Below are 20,651 nucleotides of genomic sequence, written 5' to 3'. Positions count from 1 at the left end.
AAGGGGATAAATCATATCACTAGTTAATAGTTGAAAACAGTGGTTTAGAATTTTACACAATATTAAGGACTTGACTCGGAAAAGCTGAAATCGTTGCTAAAAAGAAAAGAGCAAGAGAGGTGAGCAACGGAAAAGCTGAAATCGTTGCTAAAAAGAAAAGAGCCAGAGAGATGAGCAACGGAAAAGCTGAAATCGTTGCTAAAAAGAAAAGAGCAAGAGAGGTGAGCAACGGAAAAGTTGAAATCGTTGCTAAAAAGAAGGAAGCCAGAGAGGTGAGCAACGGAAAAGCCGAAATCATTGCAAATAAGAAGCGCGACCAAAATATGAGCAATGCAAAAGTAAAAAATCATTGCCCATAAAAAATATTTAAAGAAACAAACGGTATTCTATAACTGATAAGAAACAATTAACAAATATAAATAAGAGAGCCGACAGAACAATACCCGGAATACGCTGGGTACCCGGGCAATTATCTTATGATTCAACGGGTACACCTTTAAATGGTGTATCACCCAATTTAATCGAATCTGTTGGACATCCATCGATGGCGTCTTCAACGTCAAAGAGGAGATCTTCCGGTATTGGTTCAATTCCTTGGTTATTATCGAGAATGACAAATGAAATCCCTTCGTCATCATAATCATACACATCTGGAGCTGAGGCACCGCAAGCACCACAAGCAATACAAGTTTCTTTGTCTACAATCGTATATTTCGCCATGATATAACCTCCAATAAAAGTTCAAATACTAATTATAACTTAAAAAATACGGTTAACTAAATAATGTTATATATGGAATGATAATTTGATAATAATCATTTGTCAAATATTTTAAAAATAAATATTTCGTGGTAAGAACCCTAAAGACCATTGTTGTTAACTTATTTTAATTATATTTTCTTTATTTTCAAATATCTGATTTTTGTTTACATTTAAAAAAATATGTGATAATTTAAGTGAAAATAAATATAACCTTTTCACGGTTGTAAACTTGTGTAAGGTTATATTTATATATGTTTTTTAAATGAAAGCGTTTTAAAAATGGGCTTTTTCTATAGGAGACTATTGCTCAAAAGCTTTTTTGCAAAAATGCTTACAAATTTCCACATAACAACACTGTTTAATGGAGGTGTTTCCACGATTAATTAATTTACTTATATGAGAAGCTATCAAAAAGAAAAAGCCACATTAACCAATAAGGAGATAAAAAGATGATTCTACACAAAGCTGAAACCTTTAGTAAGTCTGAAATGGAAGCGCTACAGTTAGAAGGATTAAAGAAAACTGTGAACCGAGTATTTGAACATGTCCCTTTCTATCAAAATAAGTTTAAAGAATTAAATATTACGCCGAATGATATCCAAACACTTGATGACTTAAGTAAACTTCCTTTCACGAAAAAAACTGATTTAAGAGATAACTACCCCTATGGTTTGTTTGCGGTAGAGATGAAGGATGTCCTTCGCGTACATGCTTCATCTGGTACAAGTGGGAAACCAACTGTTGTTGGTTATACTCAAAATGATGTTGATAACTGGGCTGATTTAGCTGCTCGTGCGATTGCCTTAGCTGGTGGTGAACCGGATGGCATCTTTCAAAATGCGTATGGCTATGGGCTATTTACTGGGGGATTAGGGATTCATTTTGGTGCAGAAAGATTAGGAATGGCGACAGTTCCGGTATCAGGTGGCAATACCGATCGCCAAATAATGATTATTGAGGATTTCAAACCGACAGTGATTGCAGGTACACCTTCTTATATATTGAAAATTGCAGAAGAAATGAAAGCGCAAGGCAAAGATCCAGCTAAGAGTTCTTTAAAATATGGCATTTTTGGTGCAGAACCATGGACAGAAGGCATGCGTAAAAAACTTCAAGAGTTGTTCGGTATAAAGGCAAGTGATATTTACGGGTTAAGTGAAGTGATGGGACCAGGTGTGGCGATGGAATGTCATGAAGAACAACAAGGTCTGCATATTGCTGACGACCATTTCTTAGTAGAAGTAATCAACCCGGATACGTTAGAACCGGTAGCTGAAGGGGAAATCGGCGAACTTGTTTTTACTAGTTTAACGAAGGAAGCGTTTCCAATTATTCGTTATCGTACAGGAGACTTAGCATCAGTCAAATCTGGTCCTTGTTCTTGTGGTAGAACAACGAAAAAAATGTCACGAATTAAAGGGCGAATCGATGACATGATGATTATTCGCGGTGTAAATGTATTTCCTTCTGAAATCGAGCATTACTTATTACAAATAGAAGAGTTGGCACCTATTTATCAAGTGCATTTATTAAATGATGGTGTACTGGATAGTATAGAACTTCATGTAGAAATGGATGAAATGATGTATCAAAAATCGAACGGTGTCGATTTAGAGGGATATACTTTAGGTTTAGTGAAAAAAGTACAGCATTCTATGAAAAATAACTGTCTAGTTTCGATGAAAGTTAAAGTACATCCACCAAGGAGTATCCCTAGATCAGAAGGAAAAGCTGTTAGAATCGTTGATAAGCGACAAGCTGAAGTAACCATGTAAGAAAAGATTAGAATGAATAATCTGAAAAAAATTTGCACTATCGTATAACTATAATATATAATATCGTTATAAACACGTTATATAAAATGGATCATAAAAAAGAGAAGAGAGGGAAGGTAGATGAGTGGTTCAGTTGTAGCGGAAACAGAAGAACAAAAGTATGAACAGTTTATGGAACGGATCAACCGTGGTGAACAAATCGAAGCTGATGATTGGATGCCTGAAGATTATCGCAATGCATTAATTAAATTGATTTCTATGCATGGAATCAGTGAGATTATGGGAGCGCTTCCAGAGAAAGAATGGGTACCTAAAGCCCCGTCTATACAAAGGAAACTCGGCATCATGGCAAAGGTACAAGATGAAATGGGGCATGGCCAATTACTATTGCGTGTCGCTGAAGACTTACTTAAGCCTACTGGGAAAACAAGAGATGACATCATGCATGATCTTTTCACAGGGAATTTGAAATTTCACAATGTATTCCATATGCCGGCACCGAGTTGGGGAGATGCAGGTTTAATTGGTTGGTTAGTAGATGGTGCGGCAATCATTACTCAAACGAATATGCTTAACAGTTCTTATGCTCCGTATTCTAGAGCATTGCATCGTATTTGTGCAGAAGAAGTCTTCCATGCTCAACATGGTGAAGCGATTATCATGGCATTAGCAGAGGGAACAGAGGAACAAAGAGAAATGGTGCAAGATGCTGTGACAAGATGGTGGGAGTCACTGCTGTTATTCTTTGGCCCCCCAAGTTCCCAAGTGGGCAAATCAAAACAAGATATTACCATCAAATATAAAATCAGACCAAAAACAAATGAAGAGTTGCGTCAAGCGTTCCTCACAAAATATGTACCTAGAATTCTATCTCTTGGTTTAGAGATTCCTGATGAAACCATTCGTTTTGATGAAGAGAAGCAAGAATGGATCTATCAACAACCTGATTGGTCGAAATTAAAAGAAATAATGAAAAATAATGGTCCTAAATCACAGGAACGCTTAAATCTTCGCCGCGTATCTTATGAAAATAATGCTTGGGTGCGTGAAGCATTAGGTCAAATTAGCTAAAGGAGGAAGTCAGATGGGTAGCAATGGATTTTTCCAAGAATTCGAAGTATTTAGTAAAAAAACAACAAAAGCAGCCTTTCAACATCAATTTAGCTTGCTTGCACCTAACGCTGAGATGGCTATGATTATGGCCCAGGAGAATTTCCTTCGCCGTGAACCTGTAGCGGATATTTGGGTGGTTAATCGTAAAGAAATTCGTGGCTTAAATTATGAAGAAAAGCAGATGCTGAATCGGTTAGATAATAAAGAATATAGAACAACAAAAGGGTATGGCTATTTAAAGAAAAAATGGCGTCATTACGAGCAACAAATGTTAGATGAAAAAGAGATTCTATCTTGGGGGGAGAAGTAAGATGAGCACGAATGCAGTAGAAATGACACCAGCGCATAAAGAAGCACTTGCCGAGCTTTTATTTCAGCTTGCTGATGACGACTTTCTCCTATCTTACCGAGGTTCAGAATGGCTAGGGTTGGCACCTCATATTGAAGAAGATGTTGCTTCATCTTCCATCAGCCAAGATACGATGGGCCATGCGAAAATGTATTACGGCTTACTAGAAGAGTTGGGTTATGGAAAAATAGATGATCTGGCACATGGCCGTTCAGCAAAGGAAAGAAAGAATAGTATATTAGTAGAACGAGAAAATGGTGCAGGCTACTATATGGAAACACCTAGATATGATTGGGCATATGCAGTTGTACGCAATTATTTCTATACACTAGCGAAAAAAGTAAAAATAGATTCATTGAAAAAAACCACCTATCAGCCACTAGCAGAAGTAGCCACAAAAGTGAGCATGGAATTGTTTTACCATCATCTGCACTGGAGGACATGGTTTACGCAATTATTATCCTCTTCAGACGAGGCTAAAGAACGTATGAACAAAGCAATCGATGGAGTAATGGCTGACTTTGGTGATGTTTTCTCTTATGGTAATGCATCTCAAAGTTTTAAAGAATTTGCTTTAATTGAAGATGCGACGGTATTAAAACAAAGATGGGAAGCAGCACTAAAAGAAGTAGTGAAAGCGCTTCATATCGAATCACCCATCATTCAGCAACCAGATCGAAATGGACGCTTAGGGGAACACACTGAGGAACTTGACCGTGCGTTAAGTACGTTATCAGAGGTTTACCGCCTCAATCCTGCTGTTCCTTGGTAAGACTTTTTTTAGAACATGTGAGGAGGAATAGAGATGGATCAATCGACTTTAGTAGCTGAAAAGGACATTATGGAAGCGCTTGAATTAGTTCAGGATCCTGAAATTAGCACAGTGAGTGTGGTAGACCTAGGAATGATCGAGGATGTAGAAATTCATGATTCGCATGTATCGATTACGATGCTTCCAACCTTTTTAGGATGTCCAGCACTTGAAATCATCAAGAAAAATGTGGTCGAACAAATCGAAAGTGTAGCGGGGGTAAAAGCAGTAGAAGTATCATTTAAAACTTCACCTCCATGGACTTCAGATCGCATTACAGAAAAAGGACAACAAGGACTAAAGGCATTTGGTATTGCTCCACCTCCAAAGCATTTTACAGAAGACGGTTCTTGGCATGTGGATTGCCCCTATTGCGGGTCAACCTATGTCACGCTTGATAATATATTCGGACCTACAGCCTGCCGAAGTATTTTATATTGTAAATCATGTAAAAACCCATTCGAAGCAATGAAACCAATATCAAACTTAATGTAAAGGGGAAATTAAAATGATCAAATTAATCGCATTTTACAAGCAACCGGAAGATAAGGCAGCATTTGATGAGCATTATTACAATGTACACGTGCCAATTACAGAAAAAATTCCTGGATTACAAAAAATGAAAGTAACGAAAATGGTTGGTACACCAACAGGGGATGAGCCTAAATTTTATTTAATGTGTGAAATGTACTATGAAAATCAAGAAGCATTAAAAAATGGCATGAAATCACCTGAAGGTAAAGCATCAGCGAAAGATGTCATGGGATTTGCAGGTAAACTTGTTAGCTTTGCTATCGGTGAAGAAGTCGAATGAGAGAATATGCGTTTATAGAAACAAAAGTGGAGGATTATATTGGCATTATTGAGTTGAATCGCCCGAAGCAATTGAATGCCCTTAATCGTCAAATGATAAAAGAAATTGTCCAGGTAATGGAGAGTTATGATCAGGATGATACCGTGAGAGTCATCTTACTCAAGGGAAAAGGAAGAGCCTTTTCAGCAGGGGCAGATATTGATGAAATGTCGAATGACGATCCCATTCGCTTAGAACTACTAAACCAATTTCAAGATTGGGATCGTCTTTCATTAATAAAAAAACCGATTATCGGTGCGGTACAAGGTTTTGTTTTAGGAGGGGGCTTTGAACTGGCTTTAAGTTGTGATGTATTGATTGCAGCTGAAGGTGCAGAATTCTCATTCCCTGAAGTGAATCTAGGTGTGATGCCAGGTGCGGGAGGTACACAACGTTTAACCAAACTTGTAGGTCGCACGCTCGCATTAGAATGGATATGGAGTGCAAAGCGTATTCAAGTAGAAGAAGCGCAATCTCATGGCTTTGTAAATAGAATTGTATCTGGTGAACTATTAGAGGAAGAAGCATTAAAGTTTGCGAAAATGATTGCAGAAAAGCCGCCACTAGCCATCCGCCTCATTAAAGATTCTGTTAATAAAGCTATTGATTACTCTTTATATGAAGGCATGCAATATGAGCGGAAAAACTTCTATCTACTCTTCTCTTCAGAAGACCAAAAAGAAGGCATGAATGCTTTTGTTGAGAAAAGAAAGCCCAAATTCCAAGGAAAATAGAAAGAAGGTTGGCAATGTTCACTACAATTAATTATGAATGTCACGAAGGAATCAGTTGGATCAAGCTGAATCGTCCCGATAAATTGAACGCTTTTATTGCAGAAATGAATCGCGAAATCACACATGCAGTAAGGCAAGCGGCTAAAGATGAAGAGGTACGTTGCATCGTTATTACTGGTGAAGGTAGAGCATTTTGTTCCGGGCAAGATTTAGCCGAAGTAAATGATGATACGAATCACGGTGATTTACTAAGAAATCATTATACACCGATGGTAAAAGCCATTATGGCTTGTGAAAAACCTATTATTGCTGCAGTGAATGGTGTAGCTGCAGGCGCTGGATTTAGTTTAGCTTTAGCGTGTGATTTCCGTCTCGCTTCAGAAAAAGCAAGTTTTATCAATGCTTTTGTTAATATTGGCCTTATCCCTGATTCTGGTAATTTACACTTTCTTAGCCATTTAGTTGGTAGAGCGAAAGCGATAGAGATTTCTGTTCTAGGTGAAAAAATCCCTGCGCAGAAAGCTTTAGAGTTGGGTGTGATTAATCGCGTTATCCCACAAGATACTTGGCAAAAAGAAGTAGAGGAATTTGCGAGTAAATTAGCGAAAATGCCTACAAAAGCAATTGGCTTAATTAAAAGATACTTAACATTGGCGGAGAATCTTCCACTAGATGCTTATTTGGAAAAAGAAGCAGAAGGGCAACGCATTGCTGGTTTAACAAAAGATGCAAAAGAAGGCGTTCAAGCTTTTATAGAAAAAAGACAACCTGAATACATCGGACAATAAAGATTAGGAGTGGTAGATATGGCAACAGTACAAGAGGCAGCAAAAGAAGCAGTACCAATGAAGAGAGATTACTATCACCTGATAATTAATGGCGAAAAAGTGGAAAGCACAGGCGGAGAAACAATCAAAACTTACAATCCTGCTACTGGTGAATTGTTGGCAGAGGTAGCAAAAGCGTCAAAAGAAGATGCAGAAAAAGCAGTGTTAGCAGCAAGAGATGCATTTGATAACGGTAAGTGGAAGAAGTTCCCTGTTAATAAAAGATCGCGTATTATGAATAAAATCGCTGCTATTATGCGCAGCCGCTTTAATGAACTCGTTGAATTGGAGATGCTTGATACGGGTAAAACATTAAGCACGGCACAAGGACAAGTGATGCAAGCGATTGAGGATTTTGAATTTTATGCAGGCGCGATTGTTGGCCACCGTGGCACAGTCAATCCAATGGCAGGACAATTTCACAATTATACTGAAAAGGAACCTGTAGGGGTTTGTGCACAAATCATCCCTTGGAACTATCCTCTAATGATGGCTGCTTGGAAGGTTGCCCCTGCGATTGCAGTTGGATGTTCAATCGTTGTGAAACCAGCTAGCTTAACACCACTTACAGCAATTATTTTAGGAGAAATCTGCATCGAGGCAGGTGTCCCGGCAGGAGTAGTAAATATTGTTCCTGGATCAGGTAAAGATGTAGGGAATTACTTAGTTGAGCACGATAAAGTGGATAAAGTGGCTTTCACAGGATCAACACCAATTGGTAAAGATATAATGGCGAAAGCTTCAGATACTTTGAAACGCGTAACATTAGAGTTAGGTGGCAAATCACCAAATATCGTTTTCGATGATGCGGATATTGATGCAGCTGTTGTAGGGTCGATTTATGGGATTTACTATAATACTGGTCAATCTTGTGAAGCACGTTCTCGTCTCTATGTACATGAGGATATTTACGATGAATTTGTAGAGAAATTTGTTGCAAAAACAAAGTCATTAACATTAGGTAACCCATTTGATAAGGGGACACATGTTGGTGCCATTATCGATCAGAACCAATGGGATGTCATTGATGGTTATGTGCAATCTGCCAAAGAAGAAGGCGCTGAAATTCTTGCGGGTGGTAAAGGTGCGCAAGTAGAAGGTTTTGAAAATGGCTTTTGGTATGAGCCTACAGTGATTGCTAATGTGAATCATGAGATGAAAGTGGTTAAAGAAGAAATCTTTGGGCCAGTTGTTGTTATCATGAAATTCAAAGATGAAAAAGAAGCAGTTAAACTGGCGAATGATACTGTGTATGGTTTGGGCTCCGCTGTTTGGACAAAAGACGGAGCAAAAGCAACAAGAGTAGCAAACAAAATTGAAGCAGGAATTGTTATGGTGAACTGCCCATTCTCTGCTTTTCCTGGTACACCTTTTGGTGGTTACAAACAGTCTGGTTTCGGTCGTGAATTATGTATTGAAACATTGGATCTTTATACAGAAACAAAAAGTATTATTTCTTACTTTGGGAACAAACCGCTGAACCCATTCGGCATTTAAGGAATACACATATGCGGATGCCAAGACTATTTACGCTTGGCATCCGCCTTCATTTATTAATGGAAAATAGAGGAGGAGAGCATGATGAGTAAAATTGTTGTTGTCGGATCAGGTGTGATGGGCAGAGGGATTGCTTATGTAAGTGCAGTTGGTGGATACGAAGTGGTTTTGAATGACATAAAGGAAGAAGCATTGAACAGTGCAAAAAAAGAGATAGAGAGTATTTTTGCAAAAGGTGTTTCTCGTGGGAAAATTTTGAGTGAACAATCAGCCGCGGCTCAGGCGAATCTTAGTTATGCAACAGACTTGAAACAAGTAGTGGCTGATGCTGATCTTGTCATTGAGGCCGTTCCTGAAATTGCGAGCATTAAAAAAGACATTTTTGAAACGATTGAGCAATATGCACCTGAACATTGTCGTTTTGCCTCAAATACATCAACAATGAGCCCGACAGAAATTGGCTCCTATACGAACCGTCCAGAAAAAACAATCGCCATGCACTTCTTCAACCCGGTACATAAAATGCCGCTCATTGAAATCATTCGCGGATTAGAAACGAATGATGACACAGTTGCTTTTATTGAAGGTGTTGCTGACAAAATGGGCAAAGAAACTGTGGTTGTAAATGAATTCCCAGGTTTTGTAACTAGCCGTATGAGTGCGCTTGTTGGAAATGAAGCATTTTACATGCTTCAAGAAGGATTAGGAACGCCGGAAGATATTGATAAAGCGATTAAATTAGGCTTGAATTATCCGATGGGACCATTCGAATTAGTCGATTTAGTAGGATTGGATGCAAGACTAAACAACTTAAGATATTTACATGAAAAATTAGGTGAAAAATACCGCCCTGCGCCATTACTTGAGCAATACGTCAAAGCTGGTAGATTAGGTAGAAAATCAGGCAAAGGCGTCTATGATTATACGAAAAAAACCGAGGAGGCTCCTGTAAAATGAGAGAAGTTGTGATCGTTGATGCAGTAAGAACACCCATTGGTCGCTATAAAGGTGCATTAAAGGATGTCCGTCCGGATGATTTAGGAGCCACAGTTATTAAAGCACTGGTCGATCGGAACCCTGATTTACCAGCAGAGCAAATAGAAGAGGTCATTTTAGGCAATGCCAATCAAGCGGGAGAAGACAATCGGAACGTTGGGCGTATGTCAGCTCTTTTAGCAGGTTTACCTATTGATGTTGCAGGTACAACGTTGAACCGTCTCTGTGGTTCCGGCTTAGATGCTGTCTTATATGCAGCACGTGCGATCGCCGTCGGTGAAGGTGACGTTTATATTGCTGGTGGTACGGAGAGTATGACGCGTGCACCATTTGTGATGGCTAAACCAAGTAAAGACTACCCACGAGGTAATATGGAAATGTTCGATACAACGATTGGTTGGCGTTTTACGAATAAGAAGCTTCATGAAATGTATGGCACAGACTCTATGCCACAAACAGCTGAAAATGTAGCACAACGCTACAATATTTCCCGTGCAGACCAAGATGCATTTGCTTATGAAAGCCAACAACGTGCGAAAAAAGCTATAGATGCTAATATTTTTAAAGAGGAAATGGTCCCTGTTGTCTATAAAGATCGTAAAGGGAATGAAATAGTAGTGGATACGGATGAGCACCCACGCCCCGACACCTCATTAGAAAAGTTAGCTAAACTACGTCCCATTTTTGAAGGAGGGACAATTACTGCTGGCAATGCTTCTGGTGTTAATGACGGTGCAAGTGCATTGTTAATGATGAGTGCGGATAAAGCAAAAGAGTTAGGACTAAAACCATTAGTATCCTATGTTGTTGGTGCAACAGCTGGACTTGAACCAGCAGTCATGGGACTCGGCCCAATTTATGCCACAAGAAAGGCGCTAGATCGTGCCAATTTATCTACTGCTGATATTGGCTTGGTCGAACTAAACGAAGCTTTTGCTTCACAATCATTAGAATGCATGAAACAACTTGAACTAGATACAGATAAGGTGAATGTCAACGGAGGGGCTATTGCCTTCGGTCATCCATTAGGAGCAAGCGGAGCGAGAATTCTAACAACATTGATATATGAAATGAAACGTAGAAAAGAAACATATGGGCTAGCAACGATGTGTATCGGGGTGGGTCAAGGAATTGCTGCAATTGTGAAAAATGTAGAAGAATAAAGATGGGTGTCCCCTACTTGTATAAGGGGACTTTGCGGTATTTAATAGGAAGTAAGTGAAAAGACAAAACTCTCGATATTACTAACCATAAGATTTAGATATTTACTAGGCTAATAGACTAAACATCCATCTTTAATACCATAATGGTTTGTTTCAATTTGTACATTTTAAAGGAGGAAAATCCAATGACAAACGTATTATTCAAGCTAGAGAATCATATTGCAACCGTAACGATTAATCGCCCAAATGTCCTTAATTGTTTTGATTATGCTACACTAAAACAGCTTCAAGACACGGTAGCGGATATACAACTAAATCCCGATGTACGTGTCGTTATTTTCACAGGGGCAGGAGATAAAGCTTTCAGTGCTGGAGCAGATTTAAAAGAAAGAAAAACATTGAATGAGCAACAAACAAGAAGAAATGTCCGCTTAATTCGTGATGTGTTCAATGATATTGCCAATTTACCGATGCCAACGATTGCTGCAATTAACGGATATGCATTTGGTGGAGGGTTTGAACTGATCCTTGCTTGTGATTTTGCTATCGCAGTTGAAGATGCTACATTAGGTTTAACCGAAACGAGCTGGGCTATTATTCCAGGTGCTGGTGGTACACAACGCTTACCGAGAGTGGTTGGAGAGATGAAAGCGAAGGAGTTAATCTTTACAGCTGCGAAAATATCAGCCAATGAGGCATATGGATTAGGAATTTTGACAAGAGTAGTAGAGAAAGAAGCATTGCAATCGACTTGCATCAATTTCGCACAACAAATGTTGAAAAGTGGGCCAGTTGCGCTCATCCAGGCAAAATATGCAATCTCACAAGGGATGAACACGGATATTCAAACCGGTATGGCGATTGAATCGAAGGCATATGAACTGACGTTACCAACAAATGATCGTGTCGAGGCACTGCAAGCATTTAGTGAAAAAAGACAACCGGTGTTTCAAGGGAAATAACTATTGCGTTTCTTTGTCTTTTTTAGATAAGATAAAAGATAAAGTACGAATGGAAAAAGAGTGTGATAGAAATGGGCAATAATACGCAATCCTTAATCTTTACGATATATGGAGATTATTTGCGTCATTATGGCAATAAAATTTGGATAGGTACGCTCATCCACCTACTGAAAGAATTTGGCCATAATGAACAGTCAACAAGAGTAGCAATGTCCCGAATGTACAAGCAAGGCTGGGTTCAGTCTGAAAAGAAAGGGAATAAAAGCTATTATTATTTGACCCCGCGTGGAGAAGATCGGATGGAAGAAGCTGCGGGTAGGATATTTAAACTGAATCCGCATAGTTGGAAAGGCAAATGGTGTTTCCTTATGTATTCGATCCCAGAGGAAAAACGCCAGGTTCGGGATGAGTTCAGAAAAGAGCTTGTTTGGAGTGGCTTTGGTAGTTTTCAAAATGGCTTTTGGATTTCGCCAAATAACCTAGAAAAAGAAGTCAAGCAACTTGTTAAGAAGTATGAGATTGAAGCTTATGTTGACTTTTTTGTTTCTGAATATAAAGGACCTCAAGATAGCCTGTCATTAGTGGAGAGAAGTTGGCCAGTAGATGAAATTCAAGCAAAGTATGAAGAGTTTATTTCTACATATAGTAAGCAATATATTATTCATCAAAGTATGATTCAAGATGGGAAAATGACTAAAGCAGAGTGCTTTGTCGAAAGGACATTACTTGTGCATGAATACCGTAAATTTCTCTTTATCGATCCAGGTCTACCGAAGGAGCTTCTTCCTGTAGAGTGGAATGGGAATCATGCAGCACTTTTATTTACGCAATATTATAAATTACTTGCAGAACCTGCTAATGAATTCTTTGAAGAGATTTTTCGGAAAGATAATGATATCAAACGAAAAGATGCCGATTATGATGTGTCGAAGCATCCTTTAATGAGTGAAGAATAAAACGATGGCTATTTCAGCCATCGTTTTTTACTCGTTGCCCTTGAAACACAGCACCTTTTTGCACATAACTATCAATAGAAAGTTGTATTTACGCAAGATCCTTATCATCGATTGCACGTACAACTTTTCTGCGTGAGCCGATAACATGTGAACATGGTGGATATTTTATTGATAAGTATTTTGTATTTTTTAGAATTGTCATACATTAAGATTTGTTATAACATTATTATTACAGGTGGTGAAAAAATGAAATACTTAACAACTCTTTTAGATATTCAATATCCCATTATTCAAGGAGGGATGGGCAACATAAGCTCTGCGCAATTAACAGCGGCTATTTCTGACGCAGGAGGCTTAGGTACAATCGGGTGTGGTACATTATCCGTTGAAGAAGTAGCCGAAAAGATTAAAGTAGTGAAAGAAATGACAACAAAACCGTTTGCCGTCAATATTCCCCTGACTGTTACAGAAGATGTGATAGGGATGATGAAATTGGTTATAAAAGAGCAAGTGCCAATTGTTTCTCTATCAGCAGGGAATCCAGCACCATACGTAGCTAAGCTACATGAGGCGGGCATAAAAGTCATTGTCGTTGTCGCTTCAGTGAAACATGCTATAAAGGCGGAACGAGTAGGGGCAGATATTTTAGTAGCGGAAGGTTTTGAGGCAGCGGGAATTAACTCAAGTTTAGAACTCACGACTTTTACTTTAATTCCACAAATCGTCAAAGCTGTAAATGTTCCGGTTGTTGCCGCTGGTGGTATTGGTGATGGGAGAGGATTAGCAGCAGCTATGATGTTAGGAGCAAGTGGTTGTCAAATGGGAACGAGGTTTATTGCCACAGAAGAAGCACCCTTTCATGAAAACTATAAGAAAAAAATCATTCAGGGTGATGACCTCTCAACAATGATCTTAGGCAGACCACATGGGAAAGTCAGAAGGGTCATCAATGTGCCATATGCCCAAACAGTGCTAGCGGAACAGGAGAATGACTCAGTAGAGCAATATTTAGCAAAAACATCGGAAACACAGCATGTATTAGGGGCTATTGAAGGTGATTTTGAAAACGGCTTTATAAATGGTGGACAGATTGTGGGTTTAATTCATACGATTCCAACTGTTAGAGAATTAATTTTTGAGATGATGTCAGAAGTAGAACGGCAAATCAAGCAAGTGAGTGAAGGGTTAAACGGTATTACACAAAAATAAGAGAGCCGACATGGCTCTCTTATTCATTAAGCTGCAGAAACTTTACCTTTTTTCTTTGCTTTCCTTGCTTTCGCTTTCTCAGCAGCAGCGGTAAATAAAACATCTGATGATGAATTAAGTGCTGTTTCACAAGAATCTTGTAGGACGCCAATAATAAAACCAACAGCAACAACTTGCATGGCGATATCATTTGAAATTCCTAATAGGCTACAAGCGAGTGGAATCAGTAGAAGTGAACCACCGGCAACGCCAGATGCACCAGCAGCTGAAATAGCCGCTACAACCATAAGAATAATGGCTGTCCAAAGATCCACAGAAATATTTAATGTATGAGCTGTAGCTAATGTAAGGACAGAAATGGTTACAGCTGCGCCAGCCATATTTATTGTTGCACCAAGTGGAATAGAAACAGAATAAGTATCCTCATCTAATCCAAGTTTTTTACATAATGTCAAGTTTACAGGGATATTAGCAGCTGAGCTTCTAGTAAAGAATGCAGTAATCCCGCTTTCCCTTAACACCTTAAATACTAAAGGATAAGGATTTTCTTTAGTATACATAAATACAATTAGTGGGTGCATAACAAAAGCTACAAAGAACATACAACCCAATAATAATAGAAGTAATTGACCGTATTCAGTTAAAGCAGAGAGACCACTTGTAGCAATCGCATCATATACTAATCCCATAATACCTAATGGGGCTAGGTTGATAACCCATGTAACTAGAGTCGTCATTGCATCAGAAAAATTAGCTAACATCGTCTTAGTAGACTCGGCAGCAACTCTTTTTAAAATTAACCCAATAACGATAGCCCAAGTAAGAATCCCGATATAATTCGCATTCATTAATGCATTAACAGGGTTATCCACGATATTAAATAATAACGTTTCTAAAACTTCAGCAATACCCCCAGGTGGTGTAATTTCTGTTGCCTCAGAGGTAGATAATGTCAACGTAATAGGGAATAATTTACTTGCGACAACGCCTACTACACCAGCTAAAAAGGTGCCAATTGCGTATAAACCAAGAATCATTTTCATATTGGTTTCTTTTCCACTTTTATGGCTGGAAATCGCATGTATGACTAAAAATAAAACAAGTATAGGAGCAACAGCTTTTAATGCCCCAACAAACAATGATCCAAAGATGGAAACCCAGCTAGCCGCATCAGGAACCGTAAGCGCAAGTATAATACCAATTACAATACCGACAATAATTCTTTTCACCAAGCTAATTTGGTTCCATTTACTAATGAAGTTTTTCATGATGAGCCTCCATGTTATAAATTTGAAAATATTCTAATGTACAGTTGTCTTGTCCATATGGACACCATGGAATTAGTTTATCATGAATAGATCATTAACGGAATAAGAAATTATTTCAAAAAATATTCATCTGTGAATTTTTTATGTACTTAATTGGATTTAATCGAATAACTAAAGAAATAGCTCAAGTTAGAAATAAAGTCTTGACGAATGAAATTTCAATGAAAATATCATTAAATCACTTAAATAGTAGATAGTAGAAATGGAATATTCTTGTAAAATAATAATCTGTATAAAGCTATTGACGACCGCTTTTTTATCTGCAATAATAAACTCAATTAAATACTGGTACCTTTAATTCAGTCCAGAGAGGCTGGCAAGGGCAGCGGATATCATTATTTCTGTAGTGATATAGTATTTTCCAGAGAGAAATACTATATCTAATCATTTACAGATAATGAAACTAGAGGCTAATTGTCAGATCTTACTGATGATTAGTCTCTTTTTTTCTGCTTTTTGGTATCAGAAAACTGATGGAGGGATTTACAAATGAGTAAAATCGATCAAGAGTTTTCGTGGCAAGCGGTGCCAAAATCGCAGAGAAATAATTTCTGGAAGACATTATCCGTTATGTTAGGGTTCACGTTTTTCTCAGCAAGCATGTTAGCAGGAGGAGAGCTTGGTATAGGTCTGAGCTTTAGTGAGTTTATTGTTATCGTCCTCTTAGGAAATTTACTTTTAGGCATATATACAGGTGCGCTTGCACATATTGCTGCCAAGACAGGATTGTCAACACATCTTTTAGCTAAATATGCTTTTGGTGAGAAAGGGTCGTATTTGCCTTCCTTTTTACTAGGATTTACACAAGTTGGTTGGTTTGGTGTTGGTGTGGCTATGTTTGCTGTACCTGTAGCAACCGCGCTAGATTGGAATGTGTATGCACTTATTTTTGGTTTCGGTATTGCGATGACAATCACTTCACTCTACGGCATGAAGTCATTAGTTATTTTAGGGTTTATTGCCGTACCAGCAATCACACTCTTGGGTGGTTATTCAGTTATAGAAGGAATTTCAGCTTTTGGTGGCTTAGAAGGCTTGATGGATTACACACCTGCGCAAACGATGTCAGTTGCAGCAGCATTGTCCATCTGCATAGGGTCATTTATAAGCGGCGGAACATTGACGCCTGACTTTGCGAGGTTTGCTAGGACTTCTAAGCAAGCCGTAACAGCGACAGTAATCGCCTTTTTCTTAGGGAATTCACTTATGTTTTTATTTGGCGCAGTCGGTGCGATGGCATATGGTTTAGCCGATATATCTGAAGTCATGTTTTTACAGGGATTGATGATTCCGGCTGTACTCGTATTAGGACTTAATATCTGGACAACGAATGATAACGCCTTATATGCATCAGGGCTTGGTTTTGCCAATATTACGAAGATTTCCAAGAAAGTATTTGTTGTAGTAAATGGTTTGATTGGTACAATCTTTGCTATGTGGATGTACAATAACTTCGTTGGTTTCTTAAATATCCTAAGTGCTGCCGTACCGTCTATCGGTGCGATTATTATAGCAGATTACTTCTTCATTAAACGTAGAAACTATGAAGGATTTGAGCAAGTGAAATTTAAAGTCATTAATTGGGTGGCCATGGGAGCGTGGGCACTAGGGGTTACTTTTGCCCAAATTATGCCGGGCATTACACCTCTTAATGCATTGTTTGGCACAGCAATCATTTATATCATATTAACTTTCATTGTAGCAAAAATATCAAAATCTAAGGGGATGACCACAAATGATCATACAGAACGCGAAATTACGGGGTAAAGAAGGGCTATGGCAATTAATTATCAAAGATGGTGTTTTTCACGAGATTACACAACAATCAATTGAAGTTCCAGCTGGAGAACAAGTAATTGATGTTGATGGGGCGCTCACTTTACCTCCATTTATTGAACCTCATATTCATCTGGATACAACTTTAACCGCAGGTGAGCCAGAATGGAATAGAAGTGGTACTTTATTTGAGGGAATCCAAAGATGGTCAGAGCGGAAGGCATTCTTAACTCCTGAAGATGTTAAAAAAAGAGCAAAGCAAGCATTAAAATGGCAAATTGCCCAAGGGATTCAGCATGTTCGCACACATGTGGATACAACTGATACAACCTTAACAGCTGTTAAAGCCTTATTGGAAGTAAAAGAAGAAATGAAAGACTATGTTAATATCCAGCTTGTCGCTTTCCCACAAGAAGGGATTTTATCTTACCCAAGTGGGGCAGAGCTGATGGAAGAAGCATTGAAAATGGGTGTCGATGTCGTTGGTGGCATTCCACACTTTGAATTTACAAGAGAATATGGCGTAGAGTCGATGAAGATTGCTTTTGACCTTGCCGAAAAATACAATCGTTTAATAGATATCCATTGTGATGAAATAGATGATGAGCAGTCACGTTTTGTTGAAGTTGTTGCTAAAGAGGCGTACGAGCGAGGGCTGGGAACAAGAACAACAGCCAGTCATACGACAGCGATGGGCTCTTATAACGATGCTTACACATATAAGCTGTTCCGCTTACTGAAGATGTCTAACATTAATTTTGTTTCAAACCCATTAGTCAACATTCATTTACAAGGGAGATTTGACACGTATCCAAAAAGAAGAGGATTGACTAGGGTAAAAGAAATCCAAGAAGCAGGCCTAAATATTTGCTTCGGCCATGATGATATTTTTGATCCTTGGTATCCCCTTGGAACAGGCAATATGTTACAAGTACTTCATATGGGTATTCACGCTTCACAGTTGCTAGGTTATGAACAAATTGTCCATTCAATCGATTTGATTACGAAAAATAGTGCAAAGACATTACAAATCGAGGATGAATATGGTATTGAGGAAGGCAAACCGGCGAATTTAATTATCCTTGAGGCAGAAAATGAATATGAGGCCGTTAGGAAACAAGCGACAGTCCTTTATTCTATTCGCGAAGGGAAAGTGATAGCTGAAACGAAGCCAAAAGTAACTAATATTACATTTGGCGATCATGTTGAGCAGATTGATTTTAAAAAGTGAATTTCGCGATAATGACCACGGAGGAATCTGTGGTTTTTTCTATCGGATTTTTGAAGAAAGCTTACTTAGGAAGCAGATTGGTTTTAGGAAGGCGTATGCATCAAGTTTTTCGATTTTAAAAAGAAGATGCATGCCCTTCCATTATAGTCTACTAAGACCATACACCATCTCAAATGGAGAGCGGGTGATTAGATTGTGCTTTAACTTTTGCCGCCAATCATTTTCCAAAAGTGCCAAGATGCTTTGGACATTTGCTTTTCTTTAAGGCGCAAAAACACGGGTTCCATCTGATATTCATAAGATTGTATTGCTCGAACTTCGATATTTTCAAACAGCTGTGGAGAATTGTCCATTTGCGGAATTATTGATATTCCAAGGCCTTTACTAACAAGTTGGATGGCCATCATCACATCTTTACATTCAATAATGATATTTGGAGTTAAATTTCTTTCTTCAAAGGACTTAAGAATATTTTCCGTGAATGTCAAACCTTCTAGTGCTCCTAATAAGATGAAAGGAAAGGAAGCAATTTCTTCAAAAGTCGTACTGTTAGGAGACAGTTGATCTGCCCATTCACTTGGTATAATCGCTACACAAGATTGTTTGTTCAAACTTTTTATTTCGTATTGTTCATTATTCGTTGGTCTTAATAGAAAGGCCATATCGATTTCTCTTTGGTCGAGTCTTTTCAATAATTCTTCGGTATTTCCGTTTAGAATACTGATTTTGACATAGGGAAATTCTTCCCGATACAAGCTGATATAATCAAGAAGCAGATTTGAACAAGAAGAAGATACCCCGATTCGGACAGTTCCTGCATCTCCTCGTTCGATTTCTTGTATTTGTTCTTCTACTACGTGCATTTCCATTAACATTTGTGTTGCATATTTGTACAAGATGTTTCCTGTCTCTGTTAACTCCCATTTTTCCCGGTAACGATGAATTAAGGTAGACCCTAAGTCGGTTTCTAGCTTCTTTAAAACTTGGCTCAAAGGCGGTTGCGCCATATGTAGGACTTTTGCTGCTTTAGAAATACTACCTTGTTCGACGATGGTTTTATAATATTGAAGCTGTCTAATATCCATTATTTTAACCTCCTAGTCATATGTAATTTAATATAACTAGTTTATCATATATATATTTTTTATATATTTGTTTCGATGATAAAATGAGTAAGTGAAACATTGAACAATTTAGAATCGGGTGAAACAAATTATGGCTAAACGACTAGTTCTTTATGTACTAGGCTTATTTTTTTTATCGCTAGGCGTTAGTTTTTCTATTCAAGCAGATTTAGGGGTTTCACCAGTATCATCATTACCTTATGCGTTAAGTTTAAGTACTGGTGTGACAATCGGTATAATGACTGTCGCTGCGAATATTTTATTCATTATTGTTGGAAGCATTTTGACTAAATCATTTATCGTTAAAGAGGTTGTTGGTCAACTGATTATTTCGTTCTTATTCGGTGGATTTATGGATTTAACGTTGCTTTTAGTACAACTTTTTCCAGCACCACAAACAATGGGGATGAAAATTATCTTTCTGATAATCAGTTTATTTGTTGTGGCAGTAGGTCTGTTAGGATATTTTAATGCTAAGTTACCACTTATGCCTTATGATGCCTTAACATATGCGATCAGTGCGCGTTTTAAGATGATTTTTAGTAAGGCGAAAATTACAAGCGATTTATTGAATGTCTGTGTCGCTGGTGCGGTTTGTCTCATCTTTGTTCATTCACTAGGAGCTATCGGGGTTGGTACAGTTATAGCGGCTTTCTTTATTGGTAAGATTCTTGGTTGGATGACAAAATTATGTGAAGTACCGTTAAAAGAATGGTTATGGGCAGAACCACAAGAGGAATTAAGTAAGGTTAACTAAGGGGTTATATAAAACATTTCATCATAACCAGTGAGGGAGGGGATGCCCTGCTGGTTATTTATTAGTTAAGAAAGTTATATTGTTGTTTATAGTTAAAGTGCAAACGGGCAATATAACCGTTTGCATTTTTATTCTCCTTCTTCTTTATGGGCTCCTTTTAAGGCAACAATTACTGCTGTTGTAGATGGCACGAAATAGTGCTTTTCTATCAGGTAATAATCGTAAATTCTGCGTTGACAATTTTATGGGCAGCCTAATTAATACCGAGTACTATTGGGCCTGGCCCCATCGGTTTATCAATGGGTGCTTCCCTATCAAATGATGGATTTTTTTAAAAAAGTAATATTGAAATAAAAAAGTCTGAAAGAAATGACAAGACGAACAAATTCTATCAATTAGGGTTTGTTCGTCTTTTTTTAAAAACGCGT

At 38.2% G+C, this 20,651-nt stretch carries 21 protein-coding genes; 18 read left to right on the top strand and 3 right to left on the bottom strand.

Going from position 1 to position 20,651, the window contains the following annotated elements:
* Positions 1-119 precede the first annotated feature (119 nt).
* Complete coding sequence (locus H9655_RS15310; protein WP_191815534.1) at positions 120-359, top strand: hypothetical protein; 240 nt, start codon at positions 120-122, stop codon at positions 357-359.
* A gap of 115 nt (positions 360-474) precedes the next feature.
* On the opposite strand, the gene H9655_RS15305 is transcribed toward H9655_RS15310, so the two are convergent.
* Entirely contained in the window at positions 475-720 is a 246-nt protein-coding gene (locus H9655_RS15305) for a ferredoxin (protein WP_191815532.1), read from the bottom strand.
* 491 nt (positions 721-1,211) lie between these two features.
* Here H9655_RS15305 and H9655_RS15300 point away from each other — a divergent pair, with 491 nt between their 5' ends.
* The 14 genes from H9655_RS15300 (at position 1,212) to H9655_RS15235 (ending at position 14,007) form a co-directional block, all read left to right on the top strand.
* Positions 1,212-2,537 (top strand): phenylacetate--CoA ligase family protein, encoded by a 1,326-nt coding sequence (locus H9655_RS15300; protein WP_191815530.1) that lies wholly within the window; start codon positions 1,212-1,214, stop codon positions 2,535-2,537.
* Between the two features lie 120 nt (positions 2,538-2,657).
* Positions 2,658-3,608, top strand: coding sequence for a 1,2-phenylacetyl-CoA epoxidase subunit PaaA (paaA, locus tag H9655_RS15295; RefSeq protein ID WP_191815528.1), 951 nt, complete (start codon positions 2,658-2,660; stop codon positions 3,606-3,608).
* Positions 3,609-3,621: 13 nt separating this feature from the next.
* Positions 3,622-3,960, top strand: coding sequence for a 1,2-phenylacetyl-CoA epoxidase subunit PaaB (gene paaB / locus H9655_RS15290; protein ID WP_191815526.1), 339 nt, complete (start codon positions 3,622-3,624; stop codon positions 3,958-3,960).
* A 1-nt stretch (position 3,961) separates the two neighbouring features.
* Positions 3,962-4,771, top strand: coding sequence for a 1,2-phenylacetyl-CoA epoxidase subunit PaaC (gene paaC / locus H9655_RS15285; RefSeq protein ID WP_191815524.1), 810 nt, complete (start codon positions 3,962-3,964; stop codon positions 4,769-4,771).
* 33 nt (positions 4,772-4,804) lie between these two features.
* A complete protein-coding gene (gene paaD, locus H9655_RS15280) occupies positions 4,805-5,305 on the top strand; it encodes a 1,2-phenylacetyl-CoA epoxidase subunit PaaD (RefSeq protein WP_191815522.1) in 501 nt (166 codons plus the stop codon).
* Between the two features lie 13 nt (positions 5,306-5,318).
* Positions 5,319-5,624, top strand: a complete 306-nt coding sequence (locus tag H9655_RS15275; protein ID WP_191815520.1) for an EthD family reductase — start codon at positions 5,319-5,321, stop codon at positions 5,622-5,624.
* Positions 5,621-6,397, top strand: coding sequence for an enoyl-CoA hydratase/isomerase family protein (locus H9655_RS15270; RefSeq protein ID WP_191815518.1), 777 nt, complete (start codon positions 5,621-5,623; stop codon positions 6,395-6,397). Before H9655_RS15275 ends, H9655_RS15270 begins: the two co-directional genes overlap by 4 nt.
* A 14-nt stretch (positions 6,398-6,411) precedes the next feature.
* Positions 6,412-7,185: an enoyl-CoA hydratase-related protein gene (locus H9655_RS15265; protein WP_191815516.1), complete on the top strand. Its 774-nt coding sequence runs from the start codon at positions 6,412-6,414 to the stop codon at positions 7,183-7,185.
* A gap of 18 nt (positions 7,186-7,203) precedes the next feature.
* Positions 7,204-8,721, top strand: a complete 1,518-nt coding sequence (locus H9655_RS15260; RefSeq protein WP_191815514.1) for an aldehyde dehydrogenase family protein — start codon at positions 7,204-7,206, stop codon at positions 8,719-8,721.
* An 81-nt stretch (positions 8,722-8,802) separates the two neighbouring features.
* Entirely contained in the window at positions 8,803-9,678 is an 876-nt protein-coding gene (locus tag H9655_RS15255; protein WP_191815512.1) for a 3-hydroxyacyl-CoA dehydrogenase, read from the top strand.
* Positions 9,675-10,880, top strand: a complete 1,206-nt coding sequence (locus H9655_RS15250; protein WP_191815510.1) for a thiolase family protein — start codon at positions 9,675-9,677, stop codon at positions 10,878-10,880. Before H9655_RS15255 ends, H9655_RS15250 begins: the two co-directional genes overlap by 4 nt.
* A gap of 185 nt (positions 10,881-11,065) precedes the next feature.
* Positions 11,066-11,842 carry an enoyl-CoA hydratase-related protein gene (locus tag H9655_RS15245; RefSeq protein WP_191815508.1) on the top strand — a complete coding sequence of 259 codons (777 nt, stop codon included), beginning with the start codon at positions 11,066-11,068 and terminating at the stop codon, positions 11,840-11,842.
* A gap of 71 nt (positions 11,843-11,913) precedes the next feature.
* Complete coding sequence (paaX, locus tag H9655_RS15240) at positions 11,914-12,798, top strand: phenylacetic acid degradation operon negative regulatory protein PaaX (RefSeq protein ID WP_191815506.1); 885 nt, start codon at positions 11,914-11,916, stop codon at positions 12,796-12,798.
* A gap of 246 nt (positions 12,799-13,044) precedes the next feature.
* Complete coding sequence (locus H9655_RS15235) at positions 13,045-14,007, top strand: NAD(P)H-dependent flavin oxidoreductase (RefSeq protein WP_191815504.1); 963 nt, start codon at positions 13,045-13,047, stop codon at positions 14,005-14,007.
* 26 nt (positions 14,008-14,033) lie between these two features.
* Here the strand turns inward: H9655_RS15235 and sstT are convergent, their stop codons facing one another.
* Complete coding sequence (sstT, locus tag H9655_RS15230) at positions 14,034-15,275, bottom strand: serine/threonine transporter SstT (RefSeq protein WP_191815502.1); 1,242 nt, start codon at positions 15,273-15,275, stop codon at positions 14,034-14,036.
* Positions 15,276-15,824: 549 nt separating this feature from the next.
* Here sstT and codB point away from each other — a divergent pair.
* Together codB and H9655_RS15220 are read left to right on the top strand one after the other, a co-directional pair.
* Positions 15,825-17,102, top strand: a complete 1,278-nt coding sequence (codB, locus tag H9655_RS15225; RefSeq protein WP_191815500.1) for a cytosine permease — start codon at positions 15,825-15,827, stop codon at positions 17,100-17,102.
* The gene (locus H9655_RS15220; RefSeq protein ID WP_191815498.1) at positions 17,071-18,342 is read left to right on the top strand and encodes a cytosine deaminase; all 1,272 of its coding nucleotides are present in this window, start codon (positions 17,071-17,073) and stop codon (positions 18,340-18,342) included. Before codB ends, H9655_RS15220 begins: the two co-directional genes overlap by 32 nt.
* A gap of 200 nt (positions 18,343-18,542) precedes the next feature.
* Here H9655_RS15220 and H9655_RS15215 read toward each other — a convergent pair whose 3' ends face one another.
* A complete protein-coding gene (locus tag H9655_RS15215; protein WP_191815496.1) occupies positions 18,543-19,427 on the bottom strand; it encodes a LysR family transcriptional regulator in 885 nt (294 codons plus the stop codon).
* A gap of 130 nt (positions 19,428-19,557) precedes the next feature.
* Between H9655_RS15215 and H9655_RS15210 the strand changes: the two genes are divergently transcribed.
* Positions 19,558-20,223, top strand: a complete 666-nt coding sequence (locus tag H9655_RS15210) for a YczE/YyaS/YitT family protein (protein ID WP_191815494.1) — start codon at positions 19,558-19,560, stop codon at positions 20,221-20,223.
* The last annotated feature ends 428 nt before the right edge of the window (positions 20,224-20,651 follow it).

Origin of the sequence: Cytobacillus stercorigallinarum (assembly GCF_014836495.1) — a bacterium.
GTDB lineage: Bacteria > Bacillota > Bacilli > Bacillales > Cytobacillaceae > Cytobacillus > Cytobacillus stercorigallinarum.
Note: the sequence above shows the minus strand (reverse complement) of the source record. Positions and strands in the feature narration are given on the sequence as shown.